This window comes from Moritella marina ATCC 15381, from assembly GCF_008931805.1.
GTDB lineage: Bacteria > Pseudomonadota > Gammaproteobacteria > Enterobacterales > Moritellaceae > Moritella > Moritella marina.
In genome coordinates this window covers 4,002,594-4,026,802 of sequence record NZ_CP044399.1, presented here as the reverse complement: position 1 = coordinate 4,026,802, position 24,209 = coordinate 4,002,594, and the positions used below count along the sequence as shown (strand labels likewise).

Annotated in this window: 15 protein-coding genes, 1 tRNA gene and 2 rRNA genes; 4 read left to right on the top strand and 14 right to left on the bottom strand. The window is 40.9% G+C overall.

The window, feature by feature from the left end; translation table 11 throughout:
- Window positions 1-191 precede the first annotated feature (191 nt).
- The gene (locus FR932_RS18090) at window positions 192-1,853 is read left to right on the top strand and encodes an AMP-binding protein (protein WP_019442441.1); all 1,662 of its coding nucleotides are present in this window, start codon (window positions 192-194) and stop codon (window positions 1,851-1,853) included.
- Between the two features lie 92 nt (window positions 1,854-1,945).
- Here FR932_RS18090 and FR932_RS18085 read toward each other — a convergent pair whose 3' ends face one another.
- From FR932_RS18085 to FR932_RS18055, 7 genes are all read right to left on the bottom strand, one after another.
- Complete coding sequence (locus tag FR932_RS18085) at window positions 1,946-2,572, bottom strand: thiol:disulfide interchange protein DsbA/DsbL (RefSeq protein WP_019442442.1); 627 nt, start codon at window positions 2,570-2,572, stop codon at window positions 1,946-1,948.
- A 47-nt stretch (window positions 2,573-2,619) separates the two neighbouring features.
- Complete coding sequence (locus tag FR932_RS18080) at window positions 2,620-3,612, bottom strand: serine/threonine protein kinase (RefSeq protein ID WP_019442443.1); 993 nt, start codon at window positions 3,610-3,612, stop codon at window positions 2,620-2,622.
- 170 nt (window positions 3,613-3,782) lie between these two features.
- Window positions 3,783-5,189 (bottom strand): cytochrome c oxidase accessory protein CcoG, encoded by a 1,407-nt coding sequence (gene ccoG / locus FR932_RS18075; protein WP_019442444.1) that lies wholly within the window; start codon window positions 5,187-5,189, stop codon window positions 3,783-3,785.
- A 300-nt stretch (window positions 5,190-5,489) separates the two neighbouring features.
- The gene (locus FR932_RS18070) at window positions 5,490-6,920 is read right to left on the bottom strand and encodes an aminotransferase-like domain-containing protein (RefSeq protein ID WP_019442445.1); all 1,431 of its coding nucleotides are present in this window, start codon (window positions 6,918-6,920) and stop codon (window positions 5,490-5,492) included.
- A 164-nt stretch (window positions 6,921-7,084) separates the two neighbouring features.
- On the bottom strand, window positions 7,085-9,238 hold the full coding sequence (locus FR932_RS18065; RefSeq protein WP_019442446.1) for an FAD-dependent oxidoreductase: 2,154 nt from the start codon (window positions 9,236-9,238) through the stop codon (window positions 7,085-7,087).
- A gap of 324 nt (window positions 9,239-9,562) precedes the next feature.
- Complete coding sequence (locus FR932_RS18060) at window positions 9,563-10,162, bottom strand: Yip1 family protein (RefSeq protein WP_019442447.1); 600 nt, start codon at window positions 10,160-10,162, stop codon at window positions 9,563-9,565.
- 83 nt (window positions 10,163-10,245) lie between these two features.
- Complete coding sequence (locus tag FR932_RS18055; RefSeq protein ID WP_019628985.1) at window positions 10,246-11,130, bottom strand: LysR family transcriptional regulator; 885 nt, start codon at window positions 11,128-11,130, stop codon at window positions 10,246-10,248.
- Between the two features lie 130 nt (window positions 11,131-11,260).
- On the opposite strand from FR932_RS18055, the gene FR932_RS18050 reads away from it, so the two are divergent.
- The 3 genes from FR932_RS18050 (at window position 11,261) to lysS (ending at window position 13,497) form a co-directional block, all read left to right on the top strand.
- Window positions 11,261-11,593, top strand: coding sequence for a DMT family transporter (locus FR932_RS18050; RefSeq protein WP_151676844.1), 333 nt, complete (start codon window positions 11,261-11,263; stop codon window positions 11,591-11,593).
- The gene (locus FR932_RS18045) at window positions 11,580-11,918 is read left to right on the top strand and encodes an SMR family transporter (protein WP_240532429.1); all 339 of its coding nucleotides are present in this window, start codon (window positions 11,580-11,582) and stop codon (window positions 11,916-11,918) included. Before FR932_RS18050 ends, FR932_RS18045 begins: the two co-directional genes overlap by 14 nt.
- Before the next feature lie 67 nt (window positions 11,919-11,985).
- Complete coding sequence (gene lysS, locus FR932_RS18040; protein WP_019442451.1) at window positions 11,986-13,497, top strand: lysine--tRNA ligase; 1,512 nt, start codon at window positions 11,986-11,988, stop codon at window positions 13,495-13,497.
- 66 nt (window positions 13,498-13,563) lie between these two features.
- Here lysS and pdxY read toward each other — a convergent pair whose 3' ends face one another.
- The 7 genes from pdxY to FR932_RS18005 form a co-directional block, all read right to left on the bottom strand.
- Complete coding sequence (gene pdxY / locus FR932_RS18035; protein WP_019442452.1) at window positions 13,564-14,424, bottom strand: pyridoxal kinase PdxY; 861 nt, start codon at window positions 14,422-14,424, stop codon at window positions 13,564-13,566.
- A gap of 97 nt (window positions 14,425-14,521) precedes the next feature.
- The gene (gene cadA, locus FR932_RS18030) at window positions 14,522-16,657 is read right to left on the bottom strand and encodes a lysine decarboxylase (protein WP_019442453.1); all 2,136 of its coding nucleotides are present in this window, start codon (window positions 16,655-16,657) and stop codon (window positions 14,522-14,524) included.
- Between the two features lie 103 nt (window positions 16,658-16,760).
- Window positions 16,761-18,086 carry a cadaverine/lysine antiporter gene (gene cadB, locus FR932_RS18025; RefSeq protein ID WP_019442454.1) on the bottom strand — a complete coding sequence of 442 codons (1,326 nt, stop codon included), beginning with the start codon at window positions 18,084-18,086 and terminating at the stop codon, window positions 16,761-16,763.
- 536 nt (window positions 18,087-18,622) lie between these two features.
- Complete coding sequence (gene cadC / locus FR932_RS18020; RefSeq protein WP_019442455.1) at window positions 18,623-20,218, bottom strand: lysine decarboxylation/transport transcriptional activator CadC; 1,596 nt, start codon at window positions 20,216-20,218, stop codon at window positions 18,623-18,625.
- 602 nt (window positions 20,219-20,820) lie between these two features.
- Window positions 20,821-20,897: transfer RNA gene (locus tag FR932_RS18015), tRNA-Asp, on the bottom strand.
- A gap of 38 nt (window positions 20,898-20,935) precedes the next feature.
- Window positions 20,936-21,051: ribosomal RNA gene (gene rrf / locus FR932_RS18010) — 5S ribosomal RNA — on the bottom strand.
- Between the two features lie 171 nt (window positions 21,052-21,222).
- A 23S ribosomal RNA gene (locus FR932_RS18005) occupies window positions 21,223-24,124 on the bottom strand.
- Window positions 24,125-24,209: the final 85 nt, after the last annotated feature.

Below are 24,209 nucleotides of genomic sequence, written 5' to 3'. Positions count from 1 at the left end.
ATTTTATTTTTTAAAATACCCCACAAAATAACGCTTTAGGGGTAAAAAAAGTGCAAATAACTGGTGTAAATAGAGTCATGATTCTAAAACGACATTAAGATCTCACTTTTACTTTAATCTTAAACGAAACAAGGTGTAACATGCTATAACTGTTAATGCATTGTTGCATTACTCTTTTTTCGGGACCACATATGAGCACATTAGCACCAAATTTAAACACACCTCTCGATGCCTTATTGCACTGGGAAAAGCATAGTGCCAATGAGGTATATTTACGCCAGCCCATTAACGGTACCTTCCATGATTTCACTTGGTCACAAGTAGCAGACCAAACAAAACGTATTGCTCAAGCATTGCAATCACTGGGATTAACTCCGGGTGACAAAATCGCGATCCTAGCAAAAAACAGCGCTGAATGGTTTATTAACGATTTAGCGATTATGTACGCTGGTTTCATTAGTGTGCCAATCTATTCAACAGCAAATGCGAAAACCATCAATTACGTGCTAGAGCACAGTGAAGCAAAAGTGTTATTTGTTGGTAAATTAGATAACTATCAAAGTCTAGAAGGCAAGCTGCCTGCTGACGTGATCACAATCAGCTATCCATATGACACGTTAACTTGCCAATATAAATGGAATGACCTGCTAGAACAGCACCAACCATTAGCAACGCCAGCGCATATCAATTTAGAAGATCTGATGTCTATCATTTACACATCAGGCAGTACTGGTAATCCAAAAGGCGTGATGATCACGTTTGCGGCATTCAAATCAGCATCCATCAATATTGTCACTAGCTTAGGCTTTGTACCTGGTGATCGATTATTGTCTTACTTACCATTAGCGCACATTACCGAACGTGTTTACATCGAAGGTAGTAGTATTTATGCAGGTGAAGGCGTCGTCTCTTTTGTAGAGTCACTCGATACCTTTGTAAGTAATATCCAATCTGTAGAGCCAACACTGTTTATTTCTGTTCCTCGTCTATGGACACGCTTCCAAATGGGCGTTTTACAAAAAATGCCCGCGCACAAACTTAATTTCCTTCTAAAAATTCCATTCGTTAATGGTTTAGTAAGAGCGAAGATTAAACGTGGCCTAGGTTTACACCATGCGCGTATGCTTGGTTGTGGTTCTGCCGCAGTATCACCAGCATTGTTAAAATGGTATGAACGTCTTGGTTTAAACATTACCGAAGCATGGGGCATGACAGAAAACCTCGCTTACGGCACATTAAACCACCCATTCAACCCACAAAAAATCGGTACGATTGGTAAGCCAGGTAAAGGTGTCATTCTTAAAATTTCAGAGATCGGTGAGATCTTAGTAAAAGGTGATGGCCTGATGACTGGTTATTACAAAGATGAAGCACAAACGAAAGAATCATTCGATGAAGAAGGTTACTTCAAAACGGGTGATAAAGGCGAAATCGATGCGAACGGTTATGTAAAAATTACCGGTCGTGTAAAAGATATCTTCAAAACATCAAAAGGTAAGTACGTCACACCAGTGCCAATTGAATGTAAGTTTGGTGAGAACCCTAATATTGAACAAATCTGTATTACCGGTACAGCACTAACTCAACCTGTTGCATTAGTCGTGCTATCACCTGAAGCACGCGAGCAAGGTCAAGACGCGATGACGAGCAACCTTGAAGAAACACGCCAACATATTAATAAGTCGTTGGAATCACACGCACGTATTGGCCATATCATCGTATTAAAAGATGAATGGACAGTGGATAACGGTTTACTAACGCCAACGTTGAAGTTTAAGCGTCATGAATTAGAAAGCCGCTTTAAACCTTTCTACGAAGAAAACCATAAAGATAAGATTGTTTGGGAACAGTAACCTAATAGTATTATTTAGATAAAAAAAGGACGCAATTGCGTCCTTTTTTTATCACTATGATTACCTAGATTAACTAGGCAAGCCTCAAAAAATTAGTCCGTTTTAGCGGCTAAGTATTTAATCAGGGCAGCTAGTTTAACATTAAACTCTTCACCACGGGCTTTAATGCTCCCCATGTTAATTTGGTATTTATTGTTCACTATCAGTGCCGGTACACCACGGATATTATTTGAAGCGGTATTTTTATCCATACGCGCTACTTTACCGTTAACAGCAAAACTATTTACCGCTGCATCAAACTTCTTACCATCAACACCCGCATCTGTAAATACAGTACGAATATCATCACGGCCAGTGAAGCGACGTTTTTGATCATGGATTGCAGAGAAAATTGCTGATGACATTTTATGTTCAACATTCAATAGTTCAGCAGTCGCAAATGCTTTTTGCATTTCGATACCCATTTCACGGCCAATAAAAGCAACGTGGTTTTTTTCAACTTTAATATCACTGCCTTCAAGACGTTCCGTTATGTCAGACATAATTGGTTCGAATTTATTACAGTGTGGGCAAAAATACGAAAAGTATTCAGCTACTTGTGGCTTAGATGTTGCCTGCTCAGAGATAACATCATAGTGCACGCCTTCTTTAAACTGTGCCGCATTGGCAAACGGTAAAAATAGCATTGCAGTGATCAATATAAATAATTTCTTCATCATTTTCCTTCCTGAAAATTTAAAATAAACATAATTAACTGTACAAAGAATTAGTAATTAGGAATGAGAGATAACGGCGGTTTTTGCATATTATCAATCTGTTCTTGTAAGAAACCGACCTGTTTTTGCCAGAACTGCTCATCAGTAAACCACGAAAAATGACGACTAAAAGCAGGATCATGCCAACGTTTGGCAATCCAGCCCATGTAGTTCATCATTCGCATTGCACGTAATGGCTCGATTAATTTTAGTTGCTTAGTATCAAAGGCACAAAATTCCTCATAGCCTTCAAGCAACACTTCCAACTGTAATCGCTGTTCATGACTTTCACCATGTAACATCATCCAAAGATCTTGCACTGCAGGTCCTTGACGGCAATCGTCAAAGTCCAACAACGATACCTTATCGTCACGCCACAAAATGTTACCAGCATGCAGATCACCGTGTAAACGAATTAACTGCTTGTCATCCGGTTTATATTGCAACGAAATTTCTTTGGCAAGCGCATCATAAACATTAAAAAAAGCAGTTTCTAAATGCGCTGGTACAAAGTTATTTTGTTGTAATATCAACTTCGGTGCTTGCACAAACTCTGCAATCGACAATGTTGGTCGATGTGCAAATGGTTGTTGACTCGCTAACTGATGTATACGACCTAAATTACGCCCTACAGATTCCAAAGCATCGAGATTATCCACTTCAATTGGACGCCCCCCAACACTGGGAAAAATAGCTAAGCGGTAACCTTGATAGATAAATAGACTACGCCCATCAAATTGTAACGGTGCAACCACATCAATTTCAGCCGCTTTTAACTGTAAAGAAAAATCATGTTCTTCTTGGATCTGTTCATCACTCCAACGTACAGGACGATAGAACTTAACCACGAAACGTTGACGATCTTCATTTAGAAATTGAAACACGCGATTTTCATAGCTGTTTAATTCCAACAAACCTGAATCCACGCGAATACCGATAGGCTCTATCGCATCCAACATAAAATCAGGGGAAAGCAAACTGTAATCAACAGGTAGTTCTGTCATTGTTATTTCCTAAAAAAGACTCTTTATACAAATCTCAATATCCAAATAACCGCCATAGACATACAACAATTTTTAGATTGGATACGATAATAGCAAGCCCAGTATCACTGGGCTTGCTATTTACTTTAACTTACATTGATTATAAAGCTATTTATAGTTAAATGCAGAGACTATAACTTGCTAATAAAACGACTTTGCTGAGTAAAGACATAATGATCATTGCCTTGCTCTGTAATAACAAAGTTAATTTTAATCACAGGTTGTTTCAGGTCAAACGGGTCAATAGCTAAACTGACCGGCTGTACTAACAATTCACCCGGTAATACCTCGATTTCACGCGGGCCAAACCATTCATGATCAGGCACATCGGTAACCGACAAGCTGTACTTCTGAGTAAATGATGTTTTGTTAATAATTTTCAATGTATACGTATTTTCAATATTACCGTCAGAGTTTTCACGATAGAGCGCGTTTCGATCGCGGATAATATCCATTTGTACTGGCGAAATACTCACGACACTTACGACGAACATGATCGTCATCAACGTCATGATCACCCCATAACCAATTAACTTGAAGCGGCTCTTTTCATGCGGCTTATTATTTAGTTCATTTTCAGAAGTATAACGTATCAAACCTTTTGGATAATTCATGCGCTCCATCGTTTGGTCGCATGCATCAATACAAGCACCACAGTTAATACATTCATATTGCAGGCCATCACGAATATCAATACCAGCAGGGCATACCTGAACACATAAATTACAATCGATGCAATCACCTAAACCTTTGGCTTTATGATCTGCTTTACGTGAACGTGGACCGCGTGATTCACCGCGATTAAAATCATAGCCAACAATTAAGGTATCAGTATCAAACATTGCCGATTGAAAACGCGCATAAGGGCACATGTGAGTACACATAATACTGCGCATCCAGCCAGCATTACCGTAAGTACAAAATGCAAAAAACAGTACCCAAAAATACACGTTACCACTTGCTTGAAGCGTGAAAAAATCAGTGTAAAGCTCAAAAACAGGCACAAAATAAGCCATAAACGCCAGTCCCGTAATAACAGAAACACTCAACCATGCGCTGTGTTTAAGAGCCTTCTTTTTGACTTTATCTGTAGTGACAGGACCTTGGTTTAGCTTCAAACGTTTATTGGCTGAGCCTTCAATTTTTTCTTCAAACCAAATAAAGATAAAGGTCCAAATCGTTTGTGGGCACATAAAGCCACACCAGACTCTTCCTAAATAAGCGGTAATGAAAAATAATGCAAAGGCACCGACGATCAGCAATAGGGCCAATAACATCAGATCTTGAGGGAAAATAGTTAATGCAAAGATATGAATACGTTGTTCAGCAATATTTAATAAGATCGCCTGATGACCATCCCACTGGAACAAAGGTAATGCTAAAAACAGCACCATAAAAAACCACCCCATGTACTTTCTCAGTCGCTGGAATACACCCGTCATGTTACGGACGTAGATATGATTATCAGCGCCAACATTGGTATATTTAGGCTTCACCTTAGGGGTTACATCTTTTATATTTATGCGTTCTTCAGACATTACATGCTCCTTATTTTTATAACTTAAATTATATCAAAAAAGCCCAATAAGTCTTGATAATCATCTGACTTAGCTCACGCTTATTAATTTAATCAAGCACTTATTATAATAGTAAAACTTGCTATCCGATTTAAAAGCAAGTTAACAAACGCTAATTCCGCTATCTCTTAATGGATGGTATTAGTTAATGAATTAACGGGGGCTATTGAAACACAAATAGACCGTATAGGCATAGTACAGATCAGTACTAAACTACCCTATAACAGATGCTTTAGTTATAAATAAATACTAGGACAGTTGCTATTTATGTGGCGATGAAGAAATACATCGCGCTAACGTAATCAATGCTGCGCGTATTTTGTCCGTGAGTAAATAAGAACAATTAATTCGCATGCAGTTTTTATACTTATGATCACTGGCAAATAAGGTACCTGGCGCGATACTAATATTATACTGGTCGAGTAAAGTATGCAGCAGTTCACCGGTGTTTATATGCTCAGGGAGCACTAACCATAAAAAGTAACCACCACTCGGTCTGGTGATCTTAGTTTCGGCGGGGAAGCATTCCTCAATGGCATGTTGCATCTGCTGCTGGCGAGATGTTAACTGGCGCCTTAATTGTCGTAAATGAATATCATAACGGCCATATAATACAAATTCAGCAATCGCGAGTTGGTTAGGTACCGCAGCAGAAAGCGTCGTCATCAACTGTAATTGTTCTATTTGTTTGGCATATCGACCAGCTACTACCCAGCCGACTCTAAAACCAGGCGCTAAGCATTTTGAAAATGATGAACAGTGTAATACCAAGCCTTGTTCGTCATATGCTTTTATCGGTTGCGGTTTTTGTTCTGAAAAATACAGTTCACTGTAAACATCATCCTCAAGTAGCGGGATCTGTGCTTTAGTTAACACATCAAGAAGCGCTAGTTTATCCTGTTTAGGCATAGATGCACCCAACGGGTTTTGGTATTTACTCATTAACCAACAGGCTTTAATATCATGATGCTGTACAGCATGCTGCAATGCATCGACCGACATGCCGAACTGTGGATCAGTCGTAATTTCAATGGCTTTAAGCTGTAATCGTTCGACAGTTTGCAGTACGCCATAAAAAGCTGGTGATTCAATCGCAACTGTATCCCCTGGTTTTGTGACAGCCATCAAACTCAAACCTAATGATTCCATCGCCCCCGAAGTGATAACGATATCCTCAATTGACACATCGATACCGTCACGGATATAGCGTTGCGCGATTGCACGTCTTAACGCCACACTGCCTGGAGGTAATTCCGTGACAGCACTGATTGCAGGCATGGTTTTAATCGTTTTAGCTAATGCTTGACCTAATTCCTTGAGTGGAAATAGCTCAGGATCAGGAAAAGCAGAACCAAGTGGGACAATATCGGGACGTTTACAGGCTGTCAGTACTTCAAAAACATGCTCATTAATCTTAATCGCGCGATTCGTGAGTTGCGGGATCGTTTGTTGAGGGATTGCAAGACGATTAAGATGAGCGGCAACAAAATAGCCAGAGCGTGGTTTAGCATAAATCCAGCCTTCAGCTTCCAACAATTCATACGCTTTTAATACCGTCATCGGACTGATATTTTGTATTCTACTCATTTTACGAATAGAAGGAATACGCTCTCCAGGTAGCCATATCCGCTGTTCTATCTGTAATTGAATTTCAGCCGCTACGCCATGGTAGCGACTTTTTTGTAACAACATCAATATCTACCTGAGCTTATCAAATAAAAAGTATCGGCATGAAAATAACCCGAACAAAAGAACGTACAATAAAATGAGTACGATCGATTATATACGATATTTTCAGGACGATTCTATTTTCTCACCATAGTCACAGATATTCAGGTATAACTAAAAATTTGCCTTTAAGCTTTACGTATATAACGATGAAACTTCTCTACCCAGGCTAATAACTTCTCCGGGCTATTATTACGCTTCCAATTACCCGCCACATATTTATTGGCTTCACTCATGGTTGGATACGGATGAATAGTCCCCAGCACTTTATTCAAGCCCAATTTATATTTCATTGCTAACGTATATTCCGCCAATAACTCACCAGCATGGCTAGCGACAATAGTCACGCCTAATATTTTATCGCTATTACCTGCGGTAATCACTTTGACAAAACCTTTCGTCTCACTATCCGTGATCGCCCTATCTAAATCATCGATATCATATTTAGTCACCTGATAATCGAGATCAGCTTGCTGCGCTTCATTTTCACTCAATCCAACGCGAGCAAGTTCAGGGTAAGTATAAGTCACCGCAGGGATCACTCGATAATCGGTAGCAAATTTTTTCACCGAGCCAAACAAGGCATTTACCGCCGCAAACCAAGCTTGGTGCGCAGCGACATGGGTAAGTTGATAAGGCCCAGAAACATCACCCACAGCATATATATTTGGAATAGAGGTTTGTTGATATTCATTAATCTCAATCAGACCACGATCTGTGATGGTAACGTCGAGAGCTTCCAAACCAAAACCACGGGTATTAGCCTGACGCCCCAACGCTAAAAATACTTGATCAAACGCGACTGAATCACCATTTGACAATACCGCGCTATATTGACCATCTTCACTGACAAAGCTAGCGACTTTATTACCGAGTAAGATATTAACGCCATCAGCCAATAACTCGCTTTGTACAACAGCAACAGCGTCTTCGTCTTCGCGGCCCAACAGTTGATCCGCCATTTCAACTTGCGTCACTGTCGAACCTAAACGGGCAAAACTTTGCGCTATTTCACAACCAATCGGCCCACCGCCTAATACCAATAAACGCGACGGTTGTTCAGTTAACTGCCACAACGTATCCGATGTTAAGTAAAGTACCTCAGTTAACCCGGGGATCTGCGGTACAATAGGACGTGCTCCCGTAGCAACAACAATATTTTTAGTCGTTAATACTTGCTCGCCAATTTGTACGCGCCATGGATCGATAATTTTAGCTTCTGCAGTTAAGCACTCAACCCCCATTGATGAATAACGTGCAATCGAATCATGCGGTTCAATCGCTTTAATAACATTTTGAATACGCCCCATTACTTTTTCAAAATTAATCTGCTTAATTTCAGCATCAATCCCAAATTCATTTGCGCGGCTGATTTCAGCAACGGCGTGTGCGCTACGGATCAATGCTTTAGATGGCACACAGCCGGTATTTAAGCAATCACCACCCATACGATGTTTTTCAATTAGGGTTACTTTTGATTTAACAGCTGCAGCGATATAAGCACTTACCAAACCGCCTGCACCGGCACCAATCACGATCATATTACGATCGAATGATGTTGGTTTAGCCCAACGTGCATAACGCTTACGCTGACTAAATAGTGCTAGACCTCGTTTAGCGACCCAAGGGAAAATACCGAGCAATGCCAATGCACTGAGCAGTGAAGGAGAGGCAATTCCTGATAAGCTATCGATCTCACTTAACTGAGTCCCCGCCCACACATAGATAGCGGTGCCAGCTAGCATACCGACTTGGCTAACAAGATAAAAACTACGCGTACTAATCTTGGTCAAGCCCATTAAAATGTTAATGAGGAAGAAGGGGAAAACGGGAATCAAACGCAGCGAGAATAAATAAAAATCACCTTCTTTTTCAACGCCTTTATTTATCGCATCAAGTCGTGAACCAAACTTTTTCTGCACATAATCTCTTAATAAATAGCGGCTGACTAAAAAGGCTAATGTTGCACCGATAGAGCTAGCAAAAGAAATCAGCAGTAAGCCGTAACCAAAGCCAAATAAACCGCCACCAAGTAAGGTGAGCAATACCGCACCGGGTAATGAGAAACCAGTGATCGCGACATAACTGACGAAGAATATGAACATCGCCAAAGAGCGATTCTCAGCAATATAGTCACCTGACGTTTGTTGCAATATTTTAATCTGCTCTAGCGAAGCATATTGGTTTAGGTCAAACCCATACCATAATAAAAATACGGTAATAATTACCGCGATAATAATTTTTTTACTCTTCGATTTTTGTTCTTTATCACTAATAGCCATCTGGCACCAATCCTTGCACTCATCAATAACGCGATCTAATTCTAAGCCTAACCTTCAATCATCACGAAAGTCTCACGATCGTCTATTATTTTTATAATGTTAACTTTCACACAGTTAAATCACACTAATAGATATTCGAGCGTTAATCTACTTGATATGGTGTATTTTGCGGGCAAGTGCTGGTTAATATTAAGTGCAGGGACGTTTCTGGAGTAGCGTCTAGTGACATTTAAATACACTATTTCAATCATGCAGTTAAATAAAAAAAAGCGATATAGAGTGAGTCTATATCGCTGTTGAGAAATAGTTAATATTGTTATTTGATTAAATGACAAATTGTGGCCCTAACCCAAAGCTCCACATCACGACAGTAAAGCCCATAGACGCAACAAATAATACAAGGCCAACGGTCAGTAACGACGAGGCATAAATAAAGCCCCGCTCTTCAGTAATGTGCATAATCACAGGCACACCAGTGTAAAGAGCACGTACCGAGAATGCGACACCAACTAATAACGCGATCATAATAACCCAAGCCACAGGGATCAACGCTGCAATGCCAGTAATAAAGATAGGTGCTGCGGTATATGTCGTTAATTCTAACGCTTGGGTAAAGCTTGATGATGAACCAAAGTTACCCGCCATCCACTGCACAAAAATAGCAAACGTCGCCACCAATGTAATACTCACTATGATCATAGCAACAGCCATAATCGTCGCGCTTGAAGAAGATAAATAAGTTGTTTCTCCAAAACCAAGCTTCCAACCTGTCACTGTTGCGGTATACCAGGCTGATACAGCTGGAATTAAAGCAAAAAATAACAGACTTACAACGACGGATAATAAAGACTCATGGTGGGTATCAATATCAATCCATTCGTCCTTGGGCTGTACGTATAAACCCCATAAGTGTTTTACTAACATAAGTCGATCCCTTAATGTAAGATAGAGACTTAAGTATTAGCGAATATATTGAGATTGCCAGTTACGCAACTAACAATTAGTAATTAGTGTGACTCAGTAATCAAGTAGTGCTCAATTTGCTCTGCAATCCAATCTGTCACCGCACCACGACAAAAATCGACACCTGTAATTTCGCCATAAATCTCCCAACTCATCGATTTTTTATAACGAAGTACTTTAAGTGTTTCATTTCTAAGTTGATCTGTGATCAAAGGCGCCGGTACTTTAGCCCAGCCAACACCATTACATACCGCATCACGTAAATATTCGTAAAACGTTAAGCCGATATAACGGTGACTAATCGACGCCTCAACGGTTAATAAGTCATCCATATAGGCTAGAACAACTTCGGTATATAAGGCTAAATCATTGCTGGTTAAGCGATTACCTATCGTATGCAAAGGGTGATCAGCAGCGGCGACCGCCATCATTCTAAGCTGACCTAACTCATTGCGTACATGTCGCTGATAATCATGAGTATCCGAGATCATGCCGTAAGCAATATCAACTTTGTTATTTTCCACATAAGCGATTAATTCCGGTGTCGGTGCGGCATACATAGATAACGAAGTTTGTGGAAATTTCTTTTCTAACTGGCTAATCAATTGGTTCCAGAACTTCTCCGGTAAAGCATCATCTCGCGCAATACGTAATGCCGACTCAGCACCAGCCAGATGATGAGCGCATTTGGCATGCACCCCCTGCGAAAGGTGATATATACGCTGACAGTCAGCAACGATATTTTCACCTATATGGCTTAATTCAATTTTATTACCACTGCGTAATAGCAAGTTCACACCTAACTCATCTTCAAGGGCAAGCAGTGCAGCGCTAACTGTAGAACGACTTTTACCAAGCTGTATGGCCGCTTCAGAAATAGACCCAGTTTTAACCGCCAACAGAAACATCTCTATTTGTATTAATCTCATAACAACCCTTAGTGACGAAATAACCGACGCTGAGCGGTTTCACCTTTTTAGTAACCAGCGATACACTTAATCCCATAGTAATTAAATAAGACATTAATTACAGCACTATTAATACAAATAGGGACTTTTTATGTATCACAGCATGATGCTGTTTTTCGCTATTGTAGCTGAAGTAGCAGGCACCATTTCCATGCGCTATTCAGCTGAGAATAACCCAATAACCGGCACAGTAGCGATGATTATATTAATAGGGATATCCTATTTTTTATTATCTAAAGCAATCCAAAAAATTCCATTAGGAGTGGCTTACGCAATTTGGGAAGGGGTTGGGATCTTACTCATCACAGTCATTAGTAATTACCTGTTTGATGAAATGATCACTTCCGCTAAAGTTTTCGGTGTTGGTTTGATCGTCGCTGGACTTATCTTTATTAACACAGATGAAGGACATGATGATGAATAATGCAGAACTCATACACATCGTATTCTTGTGTTTTTCCATATTGTTAGATATTACCGCCAATTATTTTTTAAAATTATCAGATGGTTTTAAAAATAAACTACCAGGCGTATTTGCAATTGTATTGGTTGCAATGGCCTTTATCAGCCTAGGTCAAGCAGTGCAGTCAATCCAACTATCGATTGCCTATGCGACTTGGGGTGCTGGCGGTATTGTTGGCACCTTATTGGTCGATAAGTATATGTTTGGCGAAACGATAGGACGTCGTAGCCAAATAGGCGTACCACTGTTAATTTCAGGCATTGTGGTACTGCAGTTTTCACACTAAACGTAATCATTAACTCAACAATAAATCATATAACATGAATTAATATATTAAAGATAAGAGGCTATATATGTCGGAAACCATTCAAAACCCAGAAATTGATTTGCAAAGTGAAGTTGAGCAACGTCGTCAAAAATTAGCAGACTTACGTTCCCTAGGTAATGCTTTTCCTAATAGCTTTCGCCGCGATGCGATCTCAAATGAGCTGTTAAATAAATACGATGATAAAAGTACTGATGAGTTAAATAAATTACAGGTTACAGTAAAAATAGCTGGTCGTATTATGACACGTCGAATTATGGGTAAAGCCAGTTTTGTAACGCTACAAGACATGGGTGGTAAGATCCAATTATATGTAAGCCGCGATAATCTGCCAGATAACTTCTATAACGAGCAGTTTAAAAAGTGGGATATTGGCGACATAGTTGGCGCTGAAGGTACTTTATTTAAAACCAAAACCGGTGAGTTGACGATTAACTTAACCAATATCGAATTGCTGACAAAAGCGCTACGCCCTCTGCCAAACAAGTTCCACGGTTTAGCAGAACAAGAAACTCGTTATCGTCAACGCTATTTAGATTTGATCGCCAATGAAGAAGCGCGTAATACTTTTACAGTTCGCTCGCAAGTCATTACCGGTATCCGCAATCTGTTAAGCAAAAATGGCTTTATGGAAGTGGAAACCCCGATGATGCAAGTGATCCCTGGTGGCGCCTCAGCACGCCCATTTATTACCCGACATAACGCACTCGATATGGATATGTATTTACGTGTATCACCAGAACTGTATCTAAAAAGGTTAGTCGTTGGCGGTTTTGAACGCGTATTTGAAATTAATCGAAATTTCCGTAACGAAGGGATTTCAACGCGTCACAATCCAGAATTTACCATGCTTGAATTCTATATGGCTTACGCCGATTACAATGACTTAATGGCGCTGACAGAAGAAATGTTACGTACCTTAGCGCTTGATATTCTGGGTACGCCAATGGTCCCTTATGGTGACTTAACGTTTGATTTCGGACAGCCTTTTGCCAAAATAGGCATGAAGGATTCAGTATTAAAATACAACCCAGAGATCCGTGCTGAACAGCTAGCAACATTATCAGCAGCAACTGAATTAGCTGATAGCCTGAATATTCGCATTGATGCAAGTTGGGGGCTTGGCCGCGTGATCACCGAGATATTTGAAGAGACAGTTGAAGAGAAATTAATTCAACCGACCTTTATTACTGAATACCCAGCAGAGGTATCACCGCTAGCACGTCGTAATGATGATGATCCGCTCATCACAGATCGTTTTGAGTTCTTTATTGGTGGTCGTGAAATTGCCAACGGTTTCTCTGAATTAAATGATGCAGAAGACCAAGACGCGCGCTTCAAAGAACAAGTACAGCAAAAAGAAGCTGGTGACGATGAAGCCATGTTCTACGATGAAGATTATGTCACCGCACTTGAACATGGTTTACCACCAACAGCAGGCCAAGGGATTGGTATTGACCGCTTAGTGATGCTGTTCACTAATAGCCATACGATCCGTGACGTGATCTTATTCCCGACATTGCGCCCACAAAATAAATAGATCCAACAGATTAAACGAAATAAGGCAGCCATTGGCTGCCTTATTTTTTCACGTTATATTTATATTCTATAACGTTGTCGCGTTAACCTTTACCTCTGGCTGAGCAATTAAGTCCTGTGCGGCAATAAGCTGTAACTCATAACGGTCTTGCTTAAAGGTAGCCTCCAATACCGCATCAACAGCCGCATTCGTCAACTCAAACGCTCTCACAGGTTGATGACCAGCTAATAAATTAGCGAGCATCAGACCACTAATCAAATCACCGACACCAACAGGTTGGCGGGCAAAATCATACAAAGGACGAGTAATGTGATAATAACCATCAGCTGTAGCTAATAACATTTCAAACTGGCTTGTCGTTATACCCGCTTTACTCAAATGCTTAACCAATACCATTTTTACACCTTGCTCTAGCAACATAGTACATGCTTGTTTTACCTGATCTATATTGCCTATTTTCATATCGCTCAGTGTTTCTAATTCAAGTAGGTTTGGCGCGATGACATCCGCTTTTGGCAATGCCTGATATTTGAAAAAATCCATGACTTCAGGTACGACTATACAGCCCTTTTCAGGATGCCCCATTACCGGATCACAAAAGTATAAAGCATCCGCATTATGTTCTTTAGCTTGCTCGACGGCATAAAGCACTTCCTTGCCTTGTGTTGCTGAACCGAGGTAGCCACTGAGTACAGCGTCACAACTTGATAAGCTATTAATATTGATTAAACCATCAACCAGACTCTTAATTTGATCTACCGGCATTACCATTCCTTGCCACCCTTGCTGATACTGGGTGTGATTCGAAAACTGTACCGTATTAATCGGCCAAACTTCAACTCCCATTCTACGCATTGGAAAAACGACGGCACTGTTACCCGCACAGCCAAATACAACATGAGATTGAATAGACAAGATAGATTTCATAAATAATACCTTAACAAGAAATAAAAAGAGGGCATAAAGCCCTCTTTGGTTGAATCATCAATAAGATTAATTTATAGATTAAATGGTTAAATGCAACTTAATCTTGCTTTAACACCTTCACAGTATAACTACCATCTGCTTGATGGTATAAACCATGAATATCGGTTTCAAAACCAGGGAACTCTGTACCAATTTCACACAGCATTTCCAAAAAATCTAATACTGGACGAGATGTTTCAGTGATCATCTCACCAGGCAATACAAGTGGCACCCCTGGAGGGTAAGGTAGGATCATATTCGCATTAACACGATTAACCATTTCTTCTAGCTTCACCTCTTCAGTATGGCCACGTAACTCTTGTTGCCATGCTGCATTTGGCGTTATTTTAAGTTCAGGCAATACATCAAATGCTTTAAACATTAACTCTGGTAATTTAAATGCCTTCATCATGTCATGAATACCTTGAGCTAAGTCTTGGATATGCATGTCTTCATAGAATTTTGGGTCTTCAGCGTATAACGTAGGGATGAAGTTTTTCACCGTTAAATTTAGATCAAAACCACGTTTGAACTCAGTCAGTGCACGTAATAATGCCAATGATTTCGCTTTATCAATCCCAATTGAGAATAGAAATAACAGGTTATATGGTCCTGTTTTTTCTACCACAACACCGCGTTCATCTAAGAACTTAGCCACTAATGACGCAGGAATACCTGTTTCAGCTAAGTTGTCACCGTCCATGCCCGGAGTTAATAAGGTTACTTTAATTGGATCGAGGTACATATGGTCAGCATCGATATCTTTAAAGCCGTGCCAAGTGTCTTTTGGATCTAGATTCCAACATTCCGTTGTTTCTATGTCTTCTGGCTGCCATACATCAAAGAACCAACCTTCAGTTTCTTTTTCAAGGCGCTTAACTTCTTTACGGAAACGAATAGCGCGATCGATCGAATCTTGCATTAGTTTCTTACCAGTATTACCACGCATCATCGCTGCAGCAGTCTCAGTTGACGCAACAATAGAATATTGTGGTGACGTTGAAGTATGCATCATATACGCTTCATTAAATGTTTCTTTATCAATATCGCCTTTAATGTGGATCATCGATGATTGTGAGAATGCCGCTAATAGTTTATGGGTAGACTGTGTTTCATAGAACACTTTACCAGGCATTGCTTCACCACTCATGCCACACTTACCTTCGTAAATAGGATTGAAGTTAGTGTAAGGTACCCAAGCACTGTCAAAATGGATGAATTGAGTATCCAATGTTTCTTTAATGTATTGGGTGTTATACAACAAACCATCATAAGTAGAATTCGTGATCACGGCATAGTTTGGCATCACTGCATTTGGTGTCGCCGCTACTTTAGTCGCAATCACGTCACGACTGAATTCACTTTGTGGAATACCACCAAGAATACCATACGCATTACGTGTTGGACGGAAGTAGATTGGCGTAGTGTCACTCATCATTAATAAGTGAGTAAGTGATTTATGACAGTTACGATCGATAAGCACCGTGCTACCAGATGGTGCAGAGAACATACCAACGATCTTGTTCGCAGTCGATGTACCGTTAGTAACAATATAAGAGTGGTCAGCGTTAAATGTTTTTGCAATGTACTCTTCAGCTTCTTTATGTGGACCTGAATGATCGAGTAATGAACCCAATTCAGGCATCGACACTGATACGTCAGCTTTAAATGCATTTGGACCATAGAAGTCATAAAAGATACTACCTGCAGGGCTACGTTGAAACGCAGTACCGCCCATGTGGCCAGGAGTACAGAAAGTATATTTACCTTCTTCAACATAATTAAACAACGCTTTCGTGAACGGAGGCATTAGTTCGCCTTTGTACTTGTCAATCGCTTGGTTAATTTTCAACGCGATATCATCGCTCATACCCAGCGCATATTCGAAGAACGAAACATTCAAACGTAGTTCTGTTAGCGATACATCAAGTGCGGATTGTTCATTAGCAAATGCGAATACAGGTAGCTTTTCGTTTAACGCATTAATTTGTTCACAAAGGGTTAGCGGGTATTTATCCCAATCAAAGATAGCGCCACAGATACGTGGGTTCATTTCGATCATTTTGATCAGGTCCTTGTCATTTACAGGGTAAACAACTTGGTAACCGGCTTTTTCTAAAGAAGCATGTAATTGACGAATAGGTTCTTCTTTAAAGAACACGCCCATGTGATTTAAGATAGCAATAATGTTCATTTCAAGATCTCCAAGACGAATAAGGGCACTCGCTATCATTTGATAGAGATTAACGAGCACCAGACATTAACTAAAAAGGAATGATTAAAATTGATTTTTCAGGTTAAGCACTTACAGCGATTGCTGTAGACTCGGTTTGAGAAAGACCTTTCTTCTTGCCGTAAAAAACAAGGATGATTAGCGAGACAAGGAAAGTTCCTGTTAATGCAGAGCTTTCTGCACCGGCAAGGGCGATTAAACAAAATACACAAGCAATACCTGAGAACAACATCACGAAGATATTACGTGTAGTCATACTTTCGAGACGGATTAAGTTAACGCTTGAGTAGAAGTAAGGCAGCATGGTGAGTAGCACAGCAATTGTCGTGAGCTGATTGAACAAGTCGCCAGTATTTGATGAACCACTAAACATCGTGATAAATGCCATCAAGAACGTCATCTTAATTGATGCGAGCACTAAACCTTTTTTAGCCACACCAGATTTATCCGTTTCGCCATAAACCGCAGGGAAGTTACCATCAGCAGCAGCACGTTTACCGGCTTCACCAACCAACATCATCCATGAACCTAGCGATGTGAAACAGGCAAGCGCAGTAAATGCAGCAACGAAAGGGGCAGACCAGCTACCAAAAATAGACGTAGTAGCAAGCGCAAAAGGTGCGCCAGAAGCAGCTACTTCAGCGGCAGGGAACATGCCCGCAATAACTTGTGTAGATAAGATGTAGATAACACCAGCTAACGTCGTACCAAGCATTGTTGCCAATGGCACTGTGCGTTTAGGATTTTTAACCATACCAGAAGAAACGGCGGCAGATTCCACACCAACAAATGACCATAAACAAATAAGCACAGCACTAATAATTGCACTTGAATCACTACCTGATGCAACATTCCAATTCTGGCTGTAAAGCGCAGGATCAAAATGCGTCCAACCGACGGTAGCAGTACCGATAACAGGGATAAGAATAAGCACAAGACCTAATGTACATAAACGGCTAACCCAAGTACCACCGAGTAAATTGATGAACGTGAATATCCACACCGATGCAATAGTTGCGATAGCAGCTGGAATTGGACTTGATAAAATAGGGAAAAATACGGAAAGATAAGAAACACCTGTAATAGCAATGGCTAAATTACCAATCCAGTTAGCGTGGTAATAAAGCACACCTGTTTGGAAGCCAAGTACAGGTGCAACATCACCAGCGTAACCAATTGGACCACCTTCTTGTGGGTTTTTCGTCGATAAACGCGCAAATACAAATGCTAAACTTAGCGCACCAACTAAACAGATTATCCAGCTAAATATAGAGACCGAACCGACAGCCGCTAAAGAAGACGGTAACAATGCAATACCACTGCCCATCATGTTGCCGGCAACAACACCAGTACAGGCAATTAAGCCAATTTTTTTTGTATTAGATGACATCTCATCTCCCAAGTTTTATCAAGTAGAGCAGCATGCTCAATAAGCAAGCCTGCAATTAAGTGGTGATATTGCCGAGATAAAAAATGAGTCTCAGCAGGCCACCTGAATTTCTAATTGCAGGTTACGCCGAATGAGAGAGAAAAAAATAAAGGTAAAATGAACAATAAAATCATTAGGAAATTAACCAATGTTTATATATTCATTATAATTAAAAGTTTTTTTACATTTAAAAACATAACCTTAAAAACAAGCAGATAAAATGAGTTTATATTTGTTAAGAAAGTATATTTATAAAGATTGAATACAGCGCTTACTCACCCAATACCTATTTACAGGTAACTGCAGAAAAACTGAAATTTAGATTATTAATAACCATATGAAAAATAAAATAGAAAGAGTCTATTCACAGTCAATAAAATTAATTGGAGTCATAGCCGTTGGGATTGGGAAGTCTTATTGATAGCTTATGCTGGTATCGTAGATACAAAAAAGCCCCTGACAAGCAGAGGCTAAAAATGACAGATTAAAAAACTAAGTTATACCAGTTTGATAGCCCTAGAATTCATTGCCCTATACATAAAAATGGCAATCCTCTCAAGATTACTATGAAACGCCAGGTTAGAACTTAACTGGTAAGTTTCGATGGAAGTATCAATATAAAACGCTTGGGTATAAGCATCACCAGCACGATCAAGGTTGCCACTTAATTCTGCTAATTTACCAATGATAATATAATATATCGAAGAACGGCGACTTTCTCCCGCCAGTGTAATCAAGTTATTTGCTTCAAGCTCATGGCCTTGTAGTAAGGCTTGTAATGCCAACGCTTCATATTCTCTCGCGGCCAATACCTTATTACTTTCATAAGGATTATTTTCTAATAAATCGACACTCGAGCGTTTAATCTCATTTACAAACTCATCAGATAACGATGACAAAATATTATAAGCAATGTAACGCTCAGCAAGTACTAATCCATTTGTTGGTTCTACAGATAAAATATCTTCGAATAAATCAATTCCTTGCATAAATAATTTAGGATCAACTTGATTAGTATAATGATTAGCAATGATTAACTTGGTTAATAAATCTTGATCTTCAGGTAAGCCCTGCATGACATAATCAAGTTGTTTTGGTGTAGGGTTAATTCTTAATGCTGCCATGAGATCAGACGATGCTTTTTGTAAACTGTCATACATTTCATCGCCTGATATTAAATATTGCTTACTGAATATAATGCGATTAGATGCATTGTTACGATAATTAATATCTAAATATGACAACCCCTGTTGCTTATCGATCCTGACATTCACTAATTTCCCCGGTAAAATACCCGTTGTAAAATCAGTTTTCTTTAACTGCACACGATAATGACTGAGCGTTAATACATCATTCATTAACTTTTGGCTAATACCATCAGCAAGATATTCACTCGTCTTATCTAATTTCTGGTTTGCACAATAGCTGAATTCAATAACTTGCGTATCTAACGCTCTCGTTATTTCAGGCTTAGTTTGTACGTAAGTACAAAGCACAATAATACAAATCAATACTGACAGCAGGAAACTGTCAAATAGCTGTAGTTTATAGCGCTGTAAAAAAGTAAGCTTAGTATCTGAATTTGCTTCTGCTGCTGCGGCATGCTTAGATATATGGGTGACGGCGCGTGTTAATGGCCCGGCGGGAAATACAGTAATTGCTTGTTCGTAATCTAAATCAGTATCTATATCTGTCGTTTTTTCATCACTATGATCAACATTCTCGACTGCACTTTTACTTTCAGTGATTAATTGACGGGCATTATCACAGCTTAGTTCTATTGTATCTGCAACTAACCTATAGCCACGTTTAGGCACAGTAGCAATAAATCGTTCGCAATCAACACGTCCATCTTTTAATATCTTCCGTAGCTCAAAAATAGACTGTGTTACCACTTGGTCACTAACAATAGCACCATCCCAAATGTGATCAATCAACTCTTCGCGTCCAAAAACTGCACTCGGTGATTGTGCTAAAAAGGATAATAAATTAACCAAACGGGGTTCAACTGTTACTTCTCTTCCTTGTCGGTACAGTTTATTTTCTTCAACAATCAATATCCAATTACTGATTTGAAAACATAAACCATTCATAAAATATCCCAACATTTAATATTATTCACGCAAGGTATCACAATTCTATTTGTCATCCAACATCGTAAAAGTGAGCAATTATCAGCGATAAACTCTACGTTTAAACGATGATTTATTCTCATAATACGAGCAGTGAAAAGGCGACTAGTACTCCTTTTTCATCAGCTTAACGCATTGTCGAATGGTGTGATCTAGATCGCTAAAAAGCCGATGTTTGGGCATTATATCTAATATTACATATTCTCATTAATCACCACTTTTAGAACTTAGATCAATAATAATATTAAAATAATCCCCCCCCCAAAGCAGATATTTATAACCTCTAAAGGTCCAGCTTGATTGTGACCGTCTTTTTTATCTCTGGATTTAAGGTATAAAAAAAGCCTGAATCTTTCGACTCAGGCTTAATCTAATCTTTGGCGGAGCGGACGGGACTCGAACCCTCGCCCCCGGCGTGACAGGCCGCTTATATTTTTATAACAAGCCTAACCAACTGAATACTATTCATAAGAACAAACGCTCCGCACAATCTGTGTGTTCTATCTCTGAATTTCAGGCATAAAAAAAGCCTGAATCTTTCGATTCAGGCTTAATCTAATTGTTGGCGGAGCGGACGGGACTCGAACCCGCGACCCCCGGCGTGACAGGCCGGTATTCTAACCAACTGAACTACCGCTCCGCACAATCTGTGCTGATAAATATCAGTCTTAATTTGGCGCTTGGCGATGCCCTACTCTCACATGGGGAAACCCCACACTACCATCGGCGTTATTACGTTTCACTACTGAGTTCGGAATGGAGTCAGGTGGTACCGCAACACTATGGTCACCAAGCAAATTCTTTACAGTTATTACACTGTTTGCTTTCTATAGAAGTTTTCACTTCGTTTTAATCTGAAAAGCTATAAATAAAGAAGTCTTTAAAACGTAAAGTGTTCAATCTATTCTTAAGTCGATTATTTCAATTAATCATACCACTTACGTACGAGTCGTACTTCAGTTTGTATGGTTAAGCCTCACGGGTAATTAGTACAAGTTAGCTCAATGCCTCACAGCACTTACACACCTTGCCTATCAACGTTGTAGTCTCCAACGGCCCTTCAGGGAGCTTAAAGCTCCAGTGAGAACTCATCTCGAGGCCTGCTTCCCGCTTAGATGCTTTCAGCGGTTATCAGTTCCGAACTTAGCTACCGGGCAATGCTATTGGCATAACAACCCGAACACCAGTGGTTCGTCCACTCCGGTCCTCTCGTACTAGGAGCAGCTCCTCTCAATTCTCAAACGCCCACGGCAGATAGGGGACCGAACTGTCTCACGACGTTCTAAACCCAGCTCGCGTACCACTTTAAATGGCGAACAGCCATACCCTTGGGACCAACTTCAGCCCTGGGATGTGATGAGCCGACATCGAGGTGCCAAACACCGCCGTCGATATGAACTCTTGGGCGGTATCAGCCTGTTATCCCCGGAGTACCTTTTATCCGTTGAGCGATGGCCCTTCCATTCAGAACCACCGGATCACTAAGACCTACTTTCGTACCTGCTCGACGTGTCTGTCTCGCAGTTAAGCTGGCTTATGCCTTTGCACTAACCACATGATGTCCAACCATGTTTAGCCAACCTTCGTGCTCCTCCGTTACTCTTTGGGAGGAGACCGCCCCAGTCAAACTACCCACCAGACACTGTCCGCAATCCCGATAAGGGACCTACGTTAGAACATCAAACGTACAAGGGTGGTATTTCAAGGACGACTCAATATCATCTAGCGACAATATTTCATAGTCTCCCACCTATCCTACACATGTAGGTTCAATGTTCAGTGCCAAGCTATAGTAAAGGTTCACGGGGTCTTTCCGTCTAGCCGCGGGTACACTGCATCTTAACAGCGATTTCAATTTCACTGAGTCTCGGGTGGAGACAGCGTGGCCATCATTACGCCATTCGTGCAGGTCGGAACTTACCCGACAAGGAATTTCGCTACCTTAGGACCGTTATAGTTACGGCCGCCGTTTACCGGGGCTTCGATCATGAGCTTCGACCTAAGTCTAACCCAATCAATTAACCTTCCGGCACCGGGCAGGCGTCACACCGTATACGTCATCTTTCGATTTTGCACAGTGCTGTGTTTTTAATAAACAGTTGCAGCCACCATTTCTCTGCGACCAACAGTAGCTTACGGAGCAAGTCCTTCACCACCATTGGCGTACCTTCTCCCGAAGTTACGGTACCATTTTGCCTAGTTCCTTCACCCGAGTTCTCTCAAGCGCCTTAGTATTCTCTACCTAACCACCTGTGTCGGTTTGGGGTACGATTCTCTCATATCTGAAGCTTAGAGGTTTTTCCTGGAAGCCGGGTATCAACTACTTCATCTCCGTAGAGACTCGTCATCAGTTCTCAGCATTCTCACTAAAGAGAGCGACCCGGATTTGCCTAAGTCACTTGCCTACTACCTTAAACATGGACAACCATCGCCATGCTAGCCTAACCTTCTCCGTCACCCCATCGCAATATAAGCGAGTACTGGAATATTAACCAGTTTCCCATCGACTACGCCTTTCGGCCTCGCCTTAGGAGTCGACTCACCCTGCCCCGATTAACGTTGGACAGGAACCCTTGGTCTTTCGGCGTGGAGGTTTTTCACCCCCATTATCGTTACTCATGTCAACATTCGCACTTCTGATACCTCCAGCAAGCTTCTCAACTCACCTTCAACGGCTTACAGAACGCTCCTCTACCATGCAAGAACAAGTCTTGCATCCGTAGCTTCGGTGGTATGTTTAGCCCCGTTAAATCTTCCGCGCAGACCGACTCGACCAGTGAGCTATTACGCTTTCTTTAAAAGATGGCTGCTTCTAAGCCAACTTCCTGGCTGTCTGAGCCTTTCCACATCGTTTCCCACTTAACATACACTTTGGGACCTTAGCTGACGGTCTGGGTTGTTTCCCTTTCCACGACGGACGTTAGCACCCGCCGTGTGTCTCCCGCGATTGAACTTATTGGTATTCGGAGTTTGCAAAGGGTTGGTAAGTCGGGATGACCCCCTAGCCTTAACAGTGCTCTACCCCCAATAGTTAGACGCGAGGCGCTACCTAAATAGCTTTCGAGGAGAACCAGCTATCTCCCGGTTTGATTGGCCTTTCACCCCCAGCCACAAGTCATCCGCTAATTTTTCAACATTAGTCGGTTCGGTCCTCCAGTTGATGTTACTCAACCTTCAACCTGCCCATGGCTAGATCACCGGGTTTCGGGTCTAATCCCAGCAACTATTCGCGCAGTTAACACTCGGTTTCCCTACGGCTCCGCTATTCGCTTAACCTTGCTACTGAAATTAAGTCGTTGACCCATTATACAAAAGGTACGCAGTCACAGAACAAGTCTGCTCCCACTGCTTGTACGTATACGGTTTCAGGTTCTATTTCACTCCCCTCACAGGGGTTCTTTTCGCCTTTCCCTCACGGTACTGGTTCACTATCGGTCAGTCAGTAGTATTTAGCCTTGGAAGATGGTCCTCCCATATTCAAACAGCATATCACGTGTGCCGTCCTACTCGATTTCACAGTAAGGTCGTTTTCATGTACGGGACTATCACCCTGTATCGTGAAACTTTCCAGAATCTTCCACTAACTTCCAAACTGCTTAAGGGCTAGACCCCGTTCGCTCGCCGCTACTAAGGGTATCTCTATTGATTTCTTTTCCTCGGGGTACTTAGATGTTTCAGTTCTCCCGGTTCGCTTCGCAACGCTATGTATTCACGTTACGATACCTTACTTAGTAAGGTGGGTTCCCCCATTCGGAAATCTGTGGATTAACGCTTTTTATCAACTCCCCACAGCTTAACGCAGATTAACACGTCCTTCATCGCCTCTGACTGCCTAGGCATCCACCGTATACGCTTAGTCACTTAACCATACAATCTAAAGTCGACTGTACAATTGAAATAACTAGGTATTATCTAGTTTTTTTCGCCTCAAGAATACTCAGAACACTTCATT

Bases quoted from the DNA above. Each gene is read 5' to 3' on its own strand.
- FR932_RS18090 (WP_019442441.1), top strand. From the start codon at position 192: ATGAGCACATTAGCACCAAATTTAAACACACCTCTCGATGCCTTATTG.
- FR932_RS18085 (WP_019442442.1), bottom strand. From the start codon at position 2,572: ATGATGAAGAAATTATTTATATTGATCACTGCAATGCTATTTTTACCG.
- FR932_RS18080 (WP_019442443.1), bottom strand. From the start codon at position 3,612: ATGACAGAACTACCTGTTGATTACAGTTTGCTTTCCCCTGATTTTATG.
- ccoG (WP_019442444.1), bottom strand. From the start codon at position 5,189: ATGTCTGAAGAACGCATAAATATAAAAGATGTAACCCCTAAGGTGAAG.
- FR932_RS18070 (WP_019442445.1), bottom strand. From the start codon at position 6,920: ATGTTGTTACAAAAAAGTCGCTACCATGGCGTAGCGGCTGAAATTCAA.
- FR932_RS18065 (WP_019442446.1), bottom strand. From the start codon at position 9,238: ATGGCTATTAGTGATAAAGAACAAAAATCGAAGAGTAAAAAAATTATT.
- FR932_RS18060 (WP_019442447.1), bottom strand. From the start codon at position 10,162: ATGTTAGTAAAACACTTATGGGGTTTATACGTACAGCCCAAGGACGAA.
- FR932_RS18055 (WP_019628985.1), bottom strand. From the start codon at position 11,130: ATGAGATTAATACAAATAGAGATGTTTCTGTTGGCGGTTAAAACTGGG.
- FR932_RS18050 (WP_151676844.1), top strand. From the start codon at position 11,261: ATGTATCACAGCATGATGCTGTTTTTCGCTATTGTAGCTGAAGTAGCA.
- FR932_RS18045 (WP_240532429.1), top strand. From the start codon at position 11,580: ATGATGATGAATAATGCAGAACTCATACACATCGTATTCTTGTGTTTT.
- lysS (WP_019442451.1), top strand. From the start codon at position 11,986: ATGTCGGAAACCATTCAAAACCCAGAAATTGATTTGCAAAGTGAAGTT.
- pdxY (WP_019442452.1), bottom strand. From the start codon at position 14,424: ATGAAATCTATCTTGTCTATTCAATCTCATGTTGTATTTGGCTGTGCG.
- cadA (WP_019442453.1), bottom strand. From the start codon at position 16,657: ATGAACATTATTGCTATCTTAAATCACATGGGCGTGTTCTTTAAAGAA.
- cadB (WP_019442454.1), bottom strand. From the start codon at position 18,086: ATGTCATCTAATACAAAAAAAATTGGCTTAATTGCCTGTACTGGTGTT.
- cadC (WP_019442455.1), bottom strand. From the start codon at position 20,218: ATGAATGGTTTATGTTTTCAAATCAGTAATTGGATATTGATTGTTGAA.